Source organism: Microbacterium sp. Au-Mic1, from assembly GCF_021341785.1.
In the GTDB taxonomy this organism is placed as follows: Bacteria; Actinomycetota; Actinomycetes; order Actinomycetales; family Microbacteriaceae; genus Microbacterium.
Genome location: NZ_JAJTTF010000003.1, coordinates 155,110 through 171,354 on the forward strand (window position 1 = coordinate 155,110; position 16,245 = coordinate 171,354).

Genomic DNA, 16,245 nt, shown 5'->3' on the forward strand with positions numbered 1-16,245 from the left:
AGGGCGCGGCGCCTTGACCGGATCCGGCGAGTACGGGAGCATGCGGGAGTGAGCCAGCCCGCCGCGGATGCCGAGACACCGACGTCAGAGCCGAGCCATCCTCTGCTCTCCGCCGAACGGTTGAAGGCCTTCGAGGATGCGGTCGTCGCGATCGCGATGACGCTGTTGATCCTGCCGCTGCTGGAGAGCGTTTCCGAGTTCGCGCGCGAGGGCAAGAGTTCGCTCGAGTTCGTGCAGGAGGAGCACAGCCAGCTCTTCAGCTTCGGATTGAGCTTCCTCATCATCGCCGTCTTCTGGATGACCCATCATCGTGTCTTCGACCGCGTCGAGAAGGTCACCTCCCCGCTCGTCTGGCTTCAGGTGGGTTGGATGCTCACGATCGTGTGGCTGCCGGTGTCGACGGCGCTGCTCGGTGCGATGGATCCCGACACGGCCCAGAAGCTGCTCTACATCGGGGCGCTGCTGGCGTCGTCGCTGTTCATGCTGGCGACCCGACTGTATCTGCGCCGCCGCCCGGAGCTCCACCGGATCGACCCGGAATCGCTGCGTCGCGGCATCATCGCCGAGATCGTGACGAGCGCGATGTTCGCGATCGCCCTCCTCATCGCCGTGCTGGTGCCGGCGATCGGCTACGGGGCGATGTTCCTGCTGGTGCTCTCGGGGCCCGTTCAGGCGCTCTTCGCCCGTGGCAGGGTCAGCCGGAAGGGCCGTACCGCACAGGACAGCGCCGAACACGGCTGAACCGCGCTGCGCGGGACCAGGGTGACCGCGTGGCCGGATCCGGTCAGGCCACGTCGATGACGCGGTCGTTCAGCTCGGACGCATCCTCGTCCCACAGAGCGACGATCCGCGCGGCGACCGCATCGATGACGTCGTCCAGGCCGCGCACGCGCAGCACCACGGCGGCGGCGCGCAGCGGCTGCTCGGCATCGCGGGCGGCCTTGGCGAAGCCCTGCGCGACGGCGCGCGTCCAGGCCTCGCTGGCCGCCTTCACGGCGGCGTAGTTCGCGCCGCCGGCGAGCGGCCGCGCCACCGCGATGGAGGAGACGATCGCGAACCGGCCCGCCTCGGAGGCGCGGAGGTCGGCGTCGAACGCGCGGCTCGTCACCCGCACCGCCGTGAAGGCCTGCTCGAGGGCGCGGTAGTCCTCCTCGGTCTGCCCGGCGAGGCCGCCGCCGCCGCGCCAGCCTCCGACCAGTGGCACCAGTCCGTCGACATGCTCGCCGTCATCGGCGAGGCGCGCGGCGAGCGCCGCGACCTCGGCCTCGTTCGTGAGCGAACACCGCTCGGTGCGGATCGATCCCGCGCCGCTCGTCCCGCTCGGATGCGCCGCCGCCGCGAGCGCGTCGAGCTTGCCCTGATCGCGCCCCACCGCGATCACCCGCGCTCCGGCGGTGATCAGGGCTCGTGCGATGGCGAGGCCGGACGGACTGGTCGCCCCGGCCAGGAGGACGGTGCGTCCTGCGGCGGTCATGGTGTCTCCCTGAGTCTCGTGTGCCCTCATCCAACCACCCTCTTCCGCGCGAGCCACCCCTTTTCGCGCGAGTCACACAGGGGTGGTTCGCGCGAAAAGGGGTGGCTCGGTGGGAGTGGGTGGAGCTCAGCCGTCGGTGCCGCGGATGCCCACGGTCGACTCGATGACCGGCTTCATCTTCTTGTCGAGCGTCTCGAAGAACATCGACAGCGGGAACTCGTCGTCCAGCACCGCATCGGTGTAGCCCTTGGGCGCGCCGGCGAGGATCTCGTCGGACAGGCCGCGGGCCCACTGCGATGCGGGGTGCGGGGTGAGCGTGCCGCGGACCAGCTCGTACGCGGCGAGCCAGTGGGCGGTCTTGGGCCGGTCGATCGAGTGCCAGTACAGGTCGTCGATGGCGTCGCCGAGGGCCACCACGGCATCGGGCACGTTGTCCCAGTCGAAGGCCAGTGCGGTGTCGGTCCAGTGCAGCACTCCGCGCTGGTGCAGCCAGGCGAACAGCAGCTGCCCGCCGACGGCGTCGTAGTTGCGCGTGCGGTTGCCGGTGATGGCGAAGCGGAAGATGCGGTCGAAGATCACCGCGTACTGCACGAGGTGTGCGTAGTCGTGCATCTCCTGCTCGCTCGGGGTGAGCTGCTCGCCGGCCGCGATGCGCGCGTCGAAGGCGCGCTCGATCTTGACCGACTCGCGGAACGCCGTCATGTCGCAGCGCATCTCCTCGAGCGAGTACAGGAAGAAGGGCATGCGCTGCTTGATCATGAACGGATCGAACGGCAGGTCGCCGCGCATGTGCGTGCGGTCGTGGATGATGTCCCACATCACGAAGGTCTTCTCGGCGAGCTCCTGGTCGTCGAGCATCGCGCTCGCGCGCTCCGGCAGCTCGAGGTTGGTGATCTCGCTCGCCGCGCGGACGACGCGGCGGTAGCGCGCGGCCTCGCGGTCCTGGAAGATCGCGCCCCAGGTGAAGGACGGGATCTCACGCATCGCGACGGTCTCCGGGAAGAGCACGGCCGAGTTGGTGTCGTAGCCGGGGGTGAAGTCGATCAGACGCAGCGAGACGAACAGCTTGTTGCCGTAGTCGCCGGCCTCGAGGTCGGCGATGAACTCCGGCCAGATCGTCTCGACGATGAGCGCCTCGACGAGACGGTCGCTCGAGCCGTTCTGCGTGTACATGGGGAACACGACGAGGTGGCGGATGCCGTCGACGCGGTGCTGCTGCGGCTGGAAGGCCATGAGCGAGTCGAGGAAGTCAGGAACGCCGAAGCCTTCGCGGGCCCAGCGCTCGAAGTCCACGATCGACGCGGCGAGGTACTCGGTGTCGTGCGGGAAAGCAGGAGCGAGTGCGCGGATGCCGGCGACGATCGCGGCGACGTGGGCGCGGGCGGCATCGTGGTCGTCCGCGTTCGGGACCGATCCATCCTTGACCTGCAGCGGACGCAGCGCGATCGCGGCATCCTTGAGGAGCGTCCACGCGGCGCTGGTCTCGGCCACGGACGCGTCCTCGACGACCTCGGGTTCGCCGATGAGAGCGTTGCTGTGGGTGGTGATGAGGGACATCGGGACCTCCGATCGTGGATTGCGCAGGAAATATTCCTGCAGAAATTCGCTGGCTCCGATATTATTCCATGCATGGACGATCCTGTCGACCTCGCTATCCTGGCCGCCATCTCGCAGGACGGGCGGGCCACGCTCGCGCAGCTCTCCGAGACTGTGGGGCTGTCGGTGTCGGCCGTGCAGGCGCGGCTGCGCCGGCTCGAGTCGCGCGGCGTCATCTCGGGCTACCGCCCCGTCATCGACGCCGAGGCGGTGGGCAAGCCGCTGGCTGCGTTCATCGAGATCACCCCGCTCGACCCCGCGCAGCCCGACAACGCGCCGGAGCTGCTCGAGCACCTCGATGCGATCGAGGCGTGCCATTCGATCGCGGGCGATGCGAGTTACATGCTGTTCGCGAGGGTCGCGTCGCCGCGGCATCTGGAGCAGCTGGTCCGTGACATCCGCCTCGCTGCGAATGTCAGCACGAGGACGACGGTCGTGCTGCAGACGTTCTACGAGCACCGTCCGGTCGTGCCGGCACTCGCCGATCGCTGATCGCGCTCGCCCATCGCCGGCCGTGCTCGCCGATCACTGACTGTGCTCGCCGGTCGCTCACCGCGCTCGCCGGTCGCTGACGGTGCTCGCCGGTCGCTGACCGTGATCGCCGATTGCTGACCGTGCTCGCCGATCGTTGAGCGCGGGCGAGGTCGTCGACCGCTGGCGGCGTCAGGCGGTCGCGGCGCCGGGGCGGATGCTGATCGTGTCCAGCAGGCTGCCGGACAGCCCGTGCAACCGGCGTTGCATGGAAAGCCCGATGCGCTCCGCCTGCGTCTTGGCGGCGTCGGCGACGGGTCCCTCGTGTCGTCGGTCGACGGTCTCGGTCCACAACTGCAGCCATCGGTCGAAGTGCTCCGCGGTGAGGGGCTGCTTCGCGTTCACCGCGGAGTGCAGCGCGAGTGCGTCGCGGCGGTAACCCCCGGACTGGAACAGCACGCTCTCCCAGAAGTCGCCCATGATCGGCAGGTGGTGCTCGAGGTCCATGTGCGCGACCTCGGTGAAGATCGGACCGATCATCGGATCCTGGAACGCGGTCTCGTAGAAGGTGCGCACCAGCACGAGGATGTCGTCGCGATCGCGGATGTCGGGCATGGCTCCAGGGTAGGTCGCGGACGGGGCCGCCGGATGGTCTCGGCCGGGTTCACGACGAGGCGCAAGCGGTCGGGGATCGAGCGATGCCCGCGCGAGGGCGGCGACGGTCCGGATCTGTCCGGTGGGTCAGAACGGCGCCGGTTCTCGGGCCGGTGGTGGATCCGGGTTCGGTTCGTCGGTGGTGAAGGTGACGGGTGCGGGTGGCCGGTCGATGTAGGTCGCTCCGGTGGGGCTGGTCCATTCGAGGACTCCGGCGCCGCGTTGTTTCACCTTCCAGGCGGTCTGATGCTTCAACACGTGGTGTCGGCGGCAGAGCCCGCCGAGGTTGCCTTCCTCGGTGGGTCCGCCGTGGGCGGCGTCAATCGTGTGGTCGAGGTCGTGTGCTGTGGGTGGGAGTCCGCAGGTGGGGAACCGGCATCGGGAGTCGCGGGCGTGCAGGAGTCGGCGGAGGTCGGTGTTGGGTCGGTACCGGTCGACGGCGAGGATCGCTCCGGTGACCGGGTGGGTGAGGACTCGTTCCCACGCGACCGCATCACCGGCGAGGATCCGGGCGGTGTGGGTGTCGATGGGTTGCCCGCCGGCGAGTTCCCCGGGCTGCTCGACACGGATGCCGAATGCGGGGCTGCCCGTGCCGGTCTCCATCATCGTGAGCACGGGCACGGTGATCTCGACCCGCGCTTGGATCGCCGACAGCAGTCCGTCCGCGGTGTCGTGCCCGGACGGTGCCCCGGTGAGCAGGGTGTCGGCGCAGAGGTCGGCGCGCAACTGATCGATCGCACGATCATCGGCCGGATCCCCGAGCGCGTCCGCGTCGATGTCGCGTCCCGCGTCGTCTTTCCCCGCCCGGGTGTTCGCGACGTGGACCGTCCGGGCTTGCTGGGTGAGTCGGTCGTAGATCCCGTCGACGATCGCGGCGGCATGGATGAGGCCGAGCATCTTCTGCCCATCGCCGAGGTCCTCCCGCCACACCCGACGCTGTTCTTGCGCCTCCCGGTGCCGTTCGGTCAGGCTGCGCGGGGCGAGGCGTTCCGCGATCCGCTCGATCACCCGCTTCACCCGGTGCGGGGTCTCCCCGACGGATGCGGCGACCGCGACCTGCTCGAACGCTCCTCGCGCAGTGTCGTCCAGGCGGGCTCCGGTGTCTTGGATCTGCCGCACGTGCGCCGGGCTGATCCGCGCCTCGGTGAATGCCTGCATCGTGACCGGGTACCTGTTGACGAGTTCTGCGGCGCGGGCCATCCGTGCCTGCACGACCCGATCGGACATGTGCAGCACTCCCGCCAACTCCGCCGCGACGGACCGGGATGCGAGCTCCACCGCATCACCCCGCCCGGCCGGGCCGGCCTCGGCGGCGAGGTGTTCGGCGAAACGCTGCGCGACCGCGAGCTGTGCCTCTCGCACCGCTTGCAGGCGGATGATCGTCGCTTCCGTGTCCTGCACCATGGACGTCAACGCGGCGAGCACGACGACCGGATCCACCGGGTCCACCCCAGGATTCAGAACCGTGTCGGTCGAGCTCGTCATACCCCCATTCAACCCGGGGTCACCGACATTCCAGACCCTGAAAGAACCAGATCAGACCGAGAAAAAATCACAAGTAAGTCACGGTTGTCCTGGCAGTCGGATCCTGCCCTCAGGGTGCAAGCGAAGCTACGAAGAACGTCCCTGCCGCGGCAATGAATCCTTTCAGGAACGCGGACACGCACACGATCGTGACGAACCCCAGAAGTAGTCCCAGGGACCAGCGCTGCTGTTCGCGACTCCCGGGATCGGCCGACCAGTCAGCGAACTGAGGAACTCGAAGAGGATGGACAGTCCTTTCGAGAACCGCCGGTCCAGCTTCTCCGCGAGCCGGCCGTCTCGTCGTCTTCATCTGTAGGAAGCATCCCCTCCGTCTAGCCGACGATCGGTGCCGCGGCGGCCTCGGCGTTACCCGCATCGGCCACGATCTTCAGCGCACGTTCGAGGATCTGGAGGTCTTCGACCGTCTCGACCGAGGTCACCTTCCCCCACTTCAGCGTCATGAACTGGAAGATGATGTTCTCGTACACCTCGCCGCCGGGGAGCGGCCCGGTCACGCGCGAGCGAACCGCTATCCGGGTGTTCCAGGGTCCGCCGCGCACCAGCACGTCCTGGACATCGAACCGGGCTCCGGGAAGAAGAGCGAGTGTTCGCTCCCACCACCGGTTCATCGCCTCCTTCGTAACCCGACGCCCGCCCAGCGCGTGGACGCCGTGGAAGACGTACTCGAAGGGGGAGGCGAGGCCTTCGACCATGGGTGCGTAGTTTCCCGCGTTGATCTGATCGAAGGTGTCGCGCACCTTCTTTCGCACGATCATCGAGTAGACCATCTCCACATCGTCGGTTGTTCGAGTCGTGTGGATCAAGAGCATTCTTCGATTCGGGCGATCGACGGCGGCCGCACATCCGACGCGACCTCAGGCCGCTGTTCGCAGCAGCCGTGCATCGCGAGACCGCCACAGCTCCCTCCCCGCCCGTGCCGTCGAGGCGCACCCTAGGCTGGATCCGTGACGGACACCGCGATCCAGGGCAGCACGGCGCATGAGATCGCCGACTCGATCCGCGCCCTGATCGGATCCGGCGCGCTCGCTGCGGGGGAGGGACTGCCCACCGTGCGAGGCCTGGCGGACCGTCTCGGCGTGAACCGCAACACCGTCGCCGCCGCCTACCGGGCGCTCGCCCGTGCCGGCGCCGTGGAGAGCCGCGGTCGTGGTGGCACCGTGGTCGCGGGGCCCATGCGCACCGAGGAGGAGGGCTTCGCGGCGGAGACCGTGCTGCGCGACCTCGGCAGCGGCAACCCGGATCCCGACCTCCTGCCGCTGCCCGTGCTCGCCGAGGTCGACCTGCGCACGCCGGCGCTCTACGGCGACGCGCTCATCGACGAGGGCCTGCGCACCTGGGCCACCGGATGGCTCGCCGCGGCCCAACCGCGTCCGTTCGAGCTGTCCGTGACCTCGGGAGCGGTCGATGCGCTGGAGCGGCTCCTCGTGGCCTCGCTCGCCCATGGCGACGTGGTCGGGCTCGAGGATCCGTGCTTCCTGTCCAGCATCAACGTGGTCCGGCTCGGCGGATATCGCCCGGTCGGCATCCCCCTCGACGAGGAGGGCATCACCGTCGCGGGCCTGAGGGCGGCGATCGACGCGGGTGCGCGCACGGTCGTATGCACCCCGCGGGCGCACAACCCCACGGGCATCAGCCTGAGTGCCGAGCGGGCGGCCGAGTTACGCGCGGTGTTCGCGGAGGCGCCGCACGTGCTCATCATCGAGGACGACCACTACTCGCTGCTCTCGCGACGGCCCTACCACTCGGTGATCCCCGACGGGCATCCGCGCTGGGCGCTGGTGCGGTCGATGTCGAAGTTCCTCGGTCCGGATCTGCGCCTCGCCCTGCTCGCCTCGGATCCGGACACCGCAGCCCAACTGCGCACCCGTCTGTCGCCCGGCAAGACCTGGGTGAGCCGGATCCTGCAGCGTGTCGCCGTCGGCATGCTCGACCATCCGGACACGCCCGCCGCACTCGAGCGTGCCGGGGCGCACTATGCCGAGCGCGGGGATGCTCTGCGTGCGCTGCTGCGCGAGCGCGGCATCACCGTGCGCGGCGACGACGGCCTGAACGTGTGGGTGGAGTGCGGGGCCGACGGCCGCGCCGTGTCCGAGGCGATGATGCGGCGCGGCTGGCTGGTGCGCACGGGCGGCGGATTCCTGCTCGAGCCGGATGAGGCCTCGCCGCAGATCCGCCTCACCGCGCACACCCTCGGCGACGCCGAGCTGCGCACGCTCGCCGACGACCTCCGGGCCGCGATCGCCGACGCCCGACGGCGCTGAGGGATCCGCGCCGCCGCGCGGTCCCGACCGCGAGACTGCATGATCGTCGCGAGACTGCACGACAATCGTGCCGTCTCGCGACGTCAGTGCAGTCTCCCGGGAAATGAGACGGGAGGCGACGGCGCGGCCGCGGCGCGGGTGCGGATAGCCGCCGCCGCTAGGATTCCTGCGTGGCGAACCGCAAGACCAAGAAGACCGCACCCGCGTCCGCGCGCCCCGTGTCGCGCGCCCGCTCCGGCAACCCCGCGAAGCGTCCGGTCGAGCAGTTGCCGCCGGTCACCCTGGGCGATTGGATCGGCGCCGCCCGTCCCCGCACGCTGCCGCTCGCGATCGCCCCGGTGCTGGTCGGCACCGGTGCGGCGCGGCTGGGGGATCCGCAGTTCCACTGGGTGATCGCGCTGGCGTGCCTCGCTGTCGCCGTGTGCCTGCAGATCGGCGTGAACTTCGCGAACGACTACAGCGACGGCGTGCGCGGCACCGACGCGCACCGGGTCGGACCGGCCCGTCTCACGGCCTCGGGCCGGGTGAGTGCCAAGAGCGTGCTGTACACGGGCCTCGCCTTCTTCGCGCTCGCCGCGATCGCGGGCCTCGGCATCACGATCCGCACCCAGCAATGGTGGCTGATCGCGGTCGGCGTGGTGTGCATCGTCGCCGCCTGGTTCTACACCGGCGGGAAGCGCCCCTACGGCTACAACGCACTCGGTGAGGTCTTCGTCTTCGTCTTCTTCGGACTGGTCGCCACTCTCGGCACGACCTGGGTGCAGTCGCTGAAGCTTCCGCAGGAGGCGTGGATCGGCGCCGTCGCGGTCGGGCTCTTCGCGTGCGCGGTGCTGCTGGCCAACAACCTGCGCGACATCGACCAGGACCGCGTCGTGGGCAAGCGCACGCTGACCGTCGTGATCGGCAAGAGAGCCACGCAGGTCCTGTACACGCTGTTCGTGATCCTGCCGTTCCTGGCCCTGGTGCTGCTCGCCCTGTTCTACCCGGTCGCCTGGGTCGGGCTGCTCGCGCTGCTGGCGTTCCTGCCGGCGCTCGTGATCGTGTGGGCGTACCGGGAGCCGAAGGAGCTCGTCGTCGCGCTGGCGCTCACCTCGCTCGGCACGCTCGCGTACGCCGGGGCGCTGTTCTGGGCGTTCATCTCGCCCACGGTGTGAGCGCTCGGAGTCCGAGCTCGCGATGACCGTCCGGCGCCCGCCCACCGTGTGCATAGAGTCTTTTCGTAGGATTCGGAGCATGCCTCTGAGTTCGTCGCGCCCGTCCGCGTCCACCGGCTCTCTCGGTGAGGCCACTCTCGGCGACCGGCGGGCCGCACGCTCCTCCCGTCGCTCCCGCCTCACCCGGACCACGGCCGCCGTGCTCGGCGTCGCGCTCGCCGGCGGTCTCGCCGCCTGCTCGAGCGATCCCGTGGCGGATCAATACCGCAACGGCGACAACAAGGGGTACATCGGCTCCGACGGCATGCGCGTCGAGGAGATCAAGCCGGCCGACCGCAGCAAGCCGGTGAGCTTCGGCGGCACGCTCGAGAGCGGCAAGAAGTTCAGCAGCACCCAGATCGCGGGCGATGTCACGGTCGTGAACTTCTGGTACGCCGCCTGCGGGCCCTGCCGGGTCGAGGCGGACGACCTCCAGTCGGTCTGGCAGAAGTTCGACGGCAAGGGCGTCTCGTTCGTGGGCGTCAACACCTACGACCAGGCCGGCACCGCCACGGCGTTCAACGACAAGTACGGCGTGACCTACCCCAGCATCATCGACGTGAACACCGGTGACGCGAAGCTCGCGTTCGCGGAGGTCACCTCGATCCAGGCGACGCCCACCACGCTCGTCCTCGACAAGCAGGGCCGCGTGGCCGCGCGCGTGATCGGACCGATCGGCTCGGCCTCCATCCTGGAGACCCTGGTCCAGGACGCGCTGGACGAGAAGGCATGAGCGCGCGCACACCCCGCACGCCAGTCGACGCGGCGATGTCGGCCCCGGCGGTTCCCGACGTGGCGACACACGTATCGGCGATTTCCGCCCCGCGGAGGGCGAGGGCGTGAACGTCGACGCGATCGTCGGATCCGGCGCCCTCTGGGCGGCCCTTCCGGTGGCCATGCTCGCAGGTCTCCTGTCGTTCCTCTCGCCCTGCGTGCTGCCACTCGTGCCCGGCTACCTCGGCTTCGTCGGGGGAGCGGTCGGCGGATCCGCGCCCGCGCAGGACGGCACGTCCAAGGCACCCACCCGACGCCAGATGGTGCTCGGGGTGCTGCTGTTCATCCTCGGCTTCACGCTGGTGTTCATCCTCATGGCGGTCGTCGGCGGCACGGCGGGCGTGTTCCTGCTGCGCTGGGGCGATCTGATCACCCGCATCCTCGGCGCGGTCATCATCGTCATGGGCCTCGTCTTCATCGGCGTCTTCGGCTTCGCGCAGCGCACCGTGCGGATGAACGTGTCCGGCCGCGCCGGCCTCATCGGCGCCCCGCTGCTGGGCATCGCGCTGGGCATCGGCTGGAGCCCGTGCCTGAGCCCGACGCTGTCTGCGATCGTCGCGCTGTCGGTCAACGTGGGCGACGTGAGCCGTGCCGTCTGGCTCGGAGTCGCCTACTCGCTGGGCCTCGGGATCCCCTTCCTGCTCGTGGCGTTGGGCTTCGGCTGGGCGACCCGTTCGCTGTCGTTCCTGCGCCGGCACGTGCGGGTCGTGAACATCGTCGGAGGTGCACTGCTCATCGTGCTGGGGCTGCTCATGGTGACCGGCGTCTGGAAGGCGATCATGTCGAGCATCGGGGCGGTGGTCGGCAGTGTCGAACTCCCGCTCTGACTCCCCCGCTGCCGAGGACCGCGACCAGCGCGAGGCATCCGCGACCACGACCCTTCGAGAGCCTCAGGGACCGAGAATGAATAAGGACAGCTCGAAGAAGAAGGCGGGCGCCGATCGTTCGACCGATCCGCTCCGCCCGAGCGACCACATCGACGGCGACGGGGACTCCCGTGGCGACGGCGTCGACGCGCCGAAGCTGAACGTCGTGGGCTGGCTGCGCTGGGGCTGGCGGCAGCTCACCAGCATGCGCACGGCCCTCGTGCTGCTGCTCATCCTCGCGATCGCCGCGATCCCCGGATCGATCTTCCCGCAGCGGATGGCGGATCCGAACGGCGTCACGCAGTACAAGGTCGACCATCCGGATCTATTCCCGATCATGGACTCGATGCAGCTGTTCGACGTCTACCTGTCGGCCTGGTTCTCAGCGATCTACCTGCTGCTGTTCCTTTCGCTGGTCGGCTGCGTGATCCCGCGCATCAAGCATCACCTCAAGGCGCTGCGCTCGCGTCCGCCGCGCACCCCGGTGCGCCTGTCTCGCCTCGACGACCACCGCGAGGTCGATCGCACGGTCGTGGGAGACGACCCGCGGGCAGCGGCGGAGCAGAGCATCGCGATCGCGGAGAAGCAGCTGCGCGCACTGCGCTACCGCGTCGAACGCTATGACGACAAGCGCGGCTTCTCGGTCTCCGCCGAGCGCGGCTACGCCCGCGAGACCGGAAACCTGCTGTTCCACCTCGCCCTGCTCGGGGTGCTGGTCTCTGTCGGTGTCGGAGGCAGCTTCGCCTACACCGGTCAGCGCGTGGTCGTGCAGGGCACGAGCTTCGTGAACACACTGCTGGATTACTCGTCGATGAATCGCGGCCGCTTCGTCTCCGACGATGCGCTCGCGCCCTACCGGATGACGCTGGATTCCTTCGACGTCACCTACCAGCCGTTCGAGCAGGGCAAGTCGTCCTCGGGGCAGGCCGGTGACTTCGCCGCGAACGTCACGGTCTCGGAGCCGGGACAGGATCCGCACAAGGCCGAGGTGAAGGTGAACCACCCGCTCGGTATCGCGGGGGACCGGGTCTACCTGCTCGGCAACGGGTACGCCCCGACCATCACGGTCCACAACGCCAAGGGCGACGTGGTCTTCCACGACTCCGTGCCGTTCCTGCCGCAGAACAACAGCACGATGATGTCGATCGGCATCGTCAAGGTCGCTGATGGCCTGCCCCAGCAGCTCGGCCTGCAGGGCTTCTTCTACCCGACCTCGGCGAAGCTGGCCACCGGCGCGCTCACCTCGGTCTACCCGGCCCTGGTGAACCCCACCCTGACGCTGAACGTGTTCGCCGGCGATCTCGGCATCGACGACGGGACCCCGCGTTCGGTGTACGTGCTGGACACGGGCTCGATGACCCAGCTCACCGGCGGCAAGACCGGGGTGAAGTCGATCGAGCTCGCCCCGGGCGAGACGACCGCGCTGCCCAACGGCATGGGCACCATCACGTTCGACAACGAGGCCCCGAAGGACGCGAAGGACTACACGCAGTCGGTCAAGCGCTACGTCTCGCTGCAGATCCACCACGACCCCTCGGAGCAGTGGGTGCTGGTGTTCGCGGCGCTCGCGCTGGTCGGCCTCGTGCTCGCGCTGTTCGTGCCGCGCCGGCGGATGTGGGTCAAGGCCGTCGTGGTCGACGGCCCGGGCGGCGGGACGACCGTTCGCCTGGAGTACGCGGGACTCGCGCGCGGAGAGGATCCGACCCTCGCCGCCGCCGTCGAGGACCTGCGCGACGGGCACGCCCGCCTGCTCGACGCCGACGGCGGCACCGCGGCGCGACCGGCCGCCGATGACGCGGGCGACCAAGCCGCAGGCGCGGCGGAGGAACCGCAGCGCTGACCCCCCCCGGATGGGGAGTTCTCCCCATCGACCCCCACGGGCCTCGCTCCTAGCGTGGAACCGGAAGGGGGGTCCGCGCATGGCGATGAACATTCCGGGCGAGCTCGCATGGGTGCTCGACATGCTCGGCTATGAGTGGCCGCAGCTGGACGAGGACGAGATCCGGCGGGCCGCCGCGATCGTGCGCCAGTTCAAGACCGATCTGGAGGGATCGATCGAGGAGGCGCACCGCTACATCAGCGATGACGTCACCGGCGCCCTCTCCGCCCAGACCGCGCAGAGCTATGTCAGCGCGTGGAACACCACCCGCGAGTCGCACATGAACCAGCTCGTGGGCCTGCTGGATCCGGCGGCGCAGGGGATCGAGATCTTCGCGGACGCGGTCGTCGCGCTGAAGATCAAGGTGATCGCCGAACTCACCATCACCGCGGCGCAGATCGCCGAGGCCGCCGCCACCGCCGTCGTCACGCTCGGCGCGAGCGCCGCCGTGAACGCCGGCATCATCGCCCTGCGCAAGAAGGCGCTCGACATCGCGACCGATCTGGCCGTCGGAGAGCTGGCAGGCAAGCTCCTGGAGCTCGTCACCGACCCGCTCACGAACGTGGCCTCCTCGCTGGCCACCGCGATCCTGGACGCCCCGCTCGTGGAAGGCGCGATGGGAGACGTCGCCGAGTACAAGGCCGACCTCGACGCCCTGGAGCGGACCGCCGGCGATCTGAACCGCACCGCGAACGACCAGGAGCGGCTGGGCCACGACTTCATCGCGCAGATCTCTGCGCTCGACATCTTCACGGCAGGCTGACATGTCCCACGCGATGCGCAAGCTCGGCGACGATGTCGTCGAGGCCCTCAAGGAGGCGGGCGACAGGTTCGCCTCGTCGATGCACACCCGGTCCCGCCGGCAGCGGCAGACGCTCCTGGACATCGTGCAGGAGACGAGGGAGCGCGATCGAGTGCTCGCCCACCAGCAGCGCGGGCATCACGTCGACCGTCCGAACGTCGACCGCCCGAACGCGCACGTCGACGCGGACGGCGTGCGCACCCCGGACGTCGACGTCCGCCGGCCCGCGAGCTTCGGGCACGCCGACAGCAACGACTACCGCGGGAACTTCTTCGGCGAGAACCCCTCCGCGGATCCCTCCGACTGGGTGCATCACGCGGTCGAGCAGAACACGATGCGCAACTATCCGGAGGCCGGCATCACCCCGGGTCAGATGAACTCGCCCGAGAACCTCCGCGGCATCCCCGACGGCATCAACCGCGACGTGCACCTGAGCGCGATCCGGAAGATGTGGAATCAGTTCTACGCGCACTACGAGCGGTTGGGGCACCCGCCGACCAAGGCCGAGATGCTCGATTACGCTACCCTGATCGATGACGCCTTCGGCGACCTTTTCGACCCGCCGGTGAGGTGAGAGATGTACTACTACGTCGATGCAGAGGTCCCTGGATCCCTCGGTCCCGACACCGTCCGCGACACGGCCCGGAGGGCCGCCGACGCCGGGCCCGCTCACCTGGTCTTCGACGGCTGGATGGGTGACGACATCGTCACCACCGTGCCGTTCTGGTTCGTGACCGAACGACTCGCTGACGCACTCCGCGAGTCCGGCGCCACCGGATTCGAGCTGGACCCGGCCCGGGTGTCGGAGGGACCGCAGTACGAGCTCGCCGCGCGGCACCGGCTCCCGTCCTCCTGGTTGCGGCTGATCCCGACCGGATCCGTCACGGCCGGCGACGACGTCGCCCTCGAGGACGGCACGGAGCTCGTGGTCAGCGACGCGGTGCTGCGGGTGCTGCGCTCGTTCACGTTGGAGTACGCGGACGTCGAGCCCAGGGACGAGGACGAGCAGGATCCCGAGGCGGACTTCTTCGCCCAGCAGGCGGAGAAGGCGCGGGGCCTGGCGGATGAGCTGCGCTCCGAGCTCGACGCGCGTATCGAGGCCGACCGGAGCGATGACTCCGCGGAATCGCTTCCCGCTGTCGGCGGCTCGCACGACGAACCCGGAGCGGTCGTCGAGACGCTCTTCGCGGCTCTGGGTGGCGGCCCCGAGGCACCCGAGGTCGTCGCGGCGCAGTCGCTCTTCGGCGACCTCGGCGAGAGCCGACTGGCTCCCAAGGGCGGGGCTCTGAAGAAGGCCTGGCTGACCCTCGAGTACTGGCACGCCGGCGCGATGATGTCCTTCGGCGACGACGAGCTCTGCAAGATCGTGGTGCGGCTGCAGCCCGAGACCGGCTGGGCGCCGTATCCGCATCCGGAGCGGCTGGTGCCGGGGCTCACGGCGTCGAGCACGCGCGATCAGGCGCGCGGCGTGCTGGGCGTCCCGGAGAAGGAGTCCAGGGACGGCGACCTGTGGCGCCTCGGAGCGGAGCGGTACCTGCACGCCTGGTACGCGCCGGCCGGCGGAATCGGCCGGATCACCGTGATGCTGCGAGCCGACGGGCAGTAGCGGCACGGATCCATTGCCGCACGCACCTGCGGCGGAGCCGTGAGCGCCCTGGGGGCGAGCTCCGAGTCTCACCTGAGTCATTGGTGCGCCACGTACGATGGAGGCCATGAACTTCGACTCGATGTCGATCCTGACGATCTGGACCGCCGTCGCGATCTACGCCGCCGCCTTCATCGCCTACGCGTTCGACCTCGCCAAGCGCTCGCAGGTCGCCGCCGACGCCAAGGCCGCCGTGCCCGAGCGCGAACTCGTCGGCGCGACCGTGGGCGGGTCGTCGTCGTCGCGGGGCACCGTGGACCTCGCCGCGGCCGGGACGGGGTCAGCTGCCCCGCAGCGGTTCGTCATGGCGCGGATCGGCACCGCGCTGACCACGCTCGGCTTCCTGTTCCACCTCGCCGGCGTCGTGCTGCGCGGCATCGCCGCGGGCCGGGTGCCGTGGTCGAACATGTACGAGTTCTCGATGACGGGAACACTGCTGATCATCGCGGTGTACATCGCGGTCAACATCTGGTTCGACCTGAAGTATCTCGGCACCTTCATCGTCGGCCTGGTCGTGGTGCTGCTCGGCGGCGCCGCCACGGGCTTCTACGTCGAGGTCGTGCCGCTGGCGGATCCGCTGAAGAGCGTCTGGCTGGTGATCCACGTGTTCGTGGCGTCGCTCGGCACGGCGTTCTTCGCGCTGGCCTTCGCGCTCAGCGTGTTCCAGCTCATGCAGGCGCGCCGGGAGTCCCGCATCGTGGCCGAGGCGCCCAAGCCGGGCCCCCGCTTCCTGGCGACGCTGCCGACGGCCGATCGGCTCGAGAGCCTCGCCTACCGGTTCGCGACCGTCGGATTCATCCTGTGGACGTTCACGCTGATCGCCGGATCCATCTGGGCCAACGACGCCTGGGGCCGGTACTGGGGCTTCGACACCAAGGAGACCTGGACGTTCATCATCTGGGTGCTCTACGCGGGCTACATCCACGCCCGCGCGACGCGCGGCTGGCGCGGATCCCGCTCAGCCTGGCTCTCGATCGTCGGCTTCGCCGCGGTGCTGTTCAACTTCACCATCGTGAACCTGTTCTTCAAGGGCCTGCACGTCTACTCGGGTCTGAGCTGATCGGCGCGACCTCGGGCGCTCGGCG

The 16,245-nt window shown here is 69.4% G+C and carries 16 protein-coding genes; 11 read left to right on the forward strand and 5 right to left on the reverse strand.

Annotation, left to right across the window (positions count from 1 at the left end; genetic code table 11):
* Positions 1–48: 48 nt before the first annotated feature.
* Positions 49–741 carry a TMEM175 family protein gene (locus tag LXM50_RS05295; protein ID WP_233310252.1) on the forward strand — a complete coding sequence of 231 codons (693 nt, stop codon included), beginning with the start codon at positions 49–51 and terminating at the stop codon, positions 739–741.
* A 43-nt stretch (positions 742–784) separates the two neighbouring features.
* On the opposite strand, the gene LXM50_RS05300 is transcribed toward LXM50_RS05295, so the two are convergent.
* Entirely contained in the window at positions 785–1,474 is a 690-nt protein-coding gene (locus LXM50_RS05300; RefSeq protein WP_233310254.1) for an SDR family oxidoreductase, read from the reverse strand.
* Between the two features lie 126 nt (positions 1,475–1,600).
* Entirely contained in the window at positions 1,601–3,031 is a 1,431-nt protein-coding gene (locus LXM50_RS05305) for a DUF6421 family protein (protein WP_233310255.1), read from the reverse strand.
* Between the two features lie 72 nt (positions 3,032–3,103).
* Here LXM50_RS05305 and LXM50_RS05310 point away from each other — a divergent pair, with 72 nt between their 5' ends.
* Positions 3,104–3,562 carry an Lrp/AsnC family transcriptional regulator gene (locus LXM50_RS05310; RefSeq protein ID WP_267920594.1) on the forward strand — a complete coding sequence of 153 codons (459 nt, stop codon included), beginning with the start codon at positions 3,104–3,106 and terminating at the stop codon, positions 3,560–3,562.
* Positions 3,563–3,733: 171 nt separating this feature from the next.
* On the opposite strand, the gene LXM50_RS05315 is transcribed toward LXM50_RS05310, so the two are convergent.
* From LXM50_RS05315 to LXM50_RS05325, 3 genes are all read right to left on the reverse strand, one after another.
* Complete coding sequence (locus tag LXM50_RS05315) at positions 3,734–4,156, reverse strand: group III truncated hemoglobin (RefSeq protein WP_233310257.1); 423 nt, start codon at positions 4,154–4,156, stop codon at positions 3,734–3,736.
* Between the two features lie 126 nt (positions 4,157–4,282).
* The gene (locus LXM50_RS05320; protein WP_233310259.1) at positions 4,283–5,680 is read right to left on the reverse strand and encodes an HNH endonuclease signature motif containing protein; all 1,398 of its coding nucleotides are present in this window, start codon (positions 5,678–5,680) and stop codon (positions 4,283–4,285) included.
* Positions 5,681–6,051: 371 nt separating this feature from the next.
* Positions 6,052–6,507 (reverse strand): nuclear transport factor 2 family protein, encoded by a 456-nt coding sequence (locus LXM50_RS05325; protein ID WP_233310260.1) that lies wholly within the window; start codon positions 6,505–6,507, stop codon positions 6,052–6,054.
* Between the two features lie 177 nt (positions 6,508–6,684).
* Here LXM50_RS05325 and LXM50_RS05330 point away from each other — a divergent pair, with 177 nt between their 5' ends.
* The 9 genes from LXM50_RS05330 to ccsB all read left to right on the forward strand — a co-directional run bounded on the left by LXM50_RS05330 (position 6,685) and on the right by ccsB (position 16,220).
* Entirely contained in the window at positions 6,685–8,001 is a 1,317-nt protein-coding gene (locus tag LXM50_RS05330; protein ID WP_233310263.1) for an aminotransferase class I/II-fold pyridoxal phosphate-dependent enzyme, read from the forward strand.
* Between the two features lie 170 nt (positions 8,002–8,171).
* Positions 8,172–9,155 carry a 1,4-dihydroxy-2-naphthoate polyprenyltransferase gene (locus LXM50_RS05335; RefSeq protein ID WP_233310264.1) on the forward strand — a complete coding sequence of 328 codons (984 nt, stop codon included), beginning with the start codon at positions 8,172–8,174 and terminating at the stop codon, positions 9,153–9,155.
* A gap of 79 nt (positions 9,156–9,234) precedes the next feature.
* Positions 9,235–9,927: a TlpA disulfide reductase family protein gene (locus LXM50_RS05340; RefSeq protein WP_233310265.1), complete on the forward strand. Its 693-nt coding sequence runs from the start codon at positions 9,235–9,237 to the stop codon at positions 9,925–9,927.
* Between the two features lie 106 nt (positions 9,928–10,033).
* A complete protein-coding gene (locus LXM50_RS05345) occupies positions 10,034–10,795 on the forward strand; it encodes a cytochrome c biogenesis CcdA family protein (protein WP_233310266.1) in 762 nt (253 codons plus the stop codon).
* Positions 10,796–10,871: 76 nt separating this feature from the next.
* Positions 10,872–12,674: a cytochrome c biogenesis protein ResB gene (locus LXM50_RS05350; RefSeq protein ID WP_233310267.1), complete on the forward strand. Its 1,803-nt coding sequence runs from the start codon at positions 10,872–10,874 to the stop codon at positions 12,672–12,674.
* Positions 12,675–12,753: 79 nt separating this feature from the next.
* On the forward strand, positions 12,754–13,476 hold the full coding sequence (locus LXM50_RS05355) for a hypothetical protein (protein WP_233310268.1): 723 nt from the start codon (positions 12,754–12,756) through the stop codon (positions 13,474–13,476).
* Between the two features lies 1 nt (position 13,477).
* On the forward strand, positions 13,478–14,089 hold the full coding sequence (locus LXM50_RS05360; RefSeq protein ID WP_233310269.1) for a hypothetical protein: 612 nt from the start codon (positions 13,478–13,480) through the stop codon (positions 14,087–14,089).
* 3 nt (positions 14,090–14,092) lie between these two features.
* The gene (locus tag LXM50_RS05365) at positions 14,093–15,121 is read left to right on the forward strand and encodes a hypothetical protein (protein ID WP_233310271.1); all 1,029 of its coding nucleotides are present in this window, start codon (positions 14,093–14,095) and stop codon (positions 15,119–15,121) included.
* Positions 15,122–15,227: 106 nt separating this feature from the next.
* Positions 15,228–16,220 (forward strand): c-type cytochrome biogenesis protein CcsB, encoded by a 993-nt coding sequence (gene ccsB, locus LXM50_RS05370; RefSeq protein ID WP_233310272.1) that lies wholly within the window; start codon positions 15,228–15,230, stop codon positions 16,218–16,220.
* The last annotated feature ends 25 nt before the right edge of the window (positions 16,221–16,245 follow it).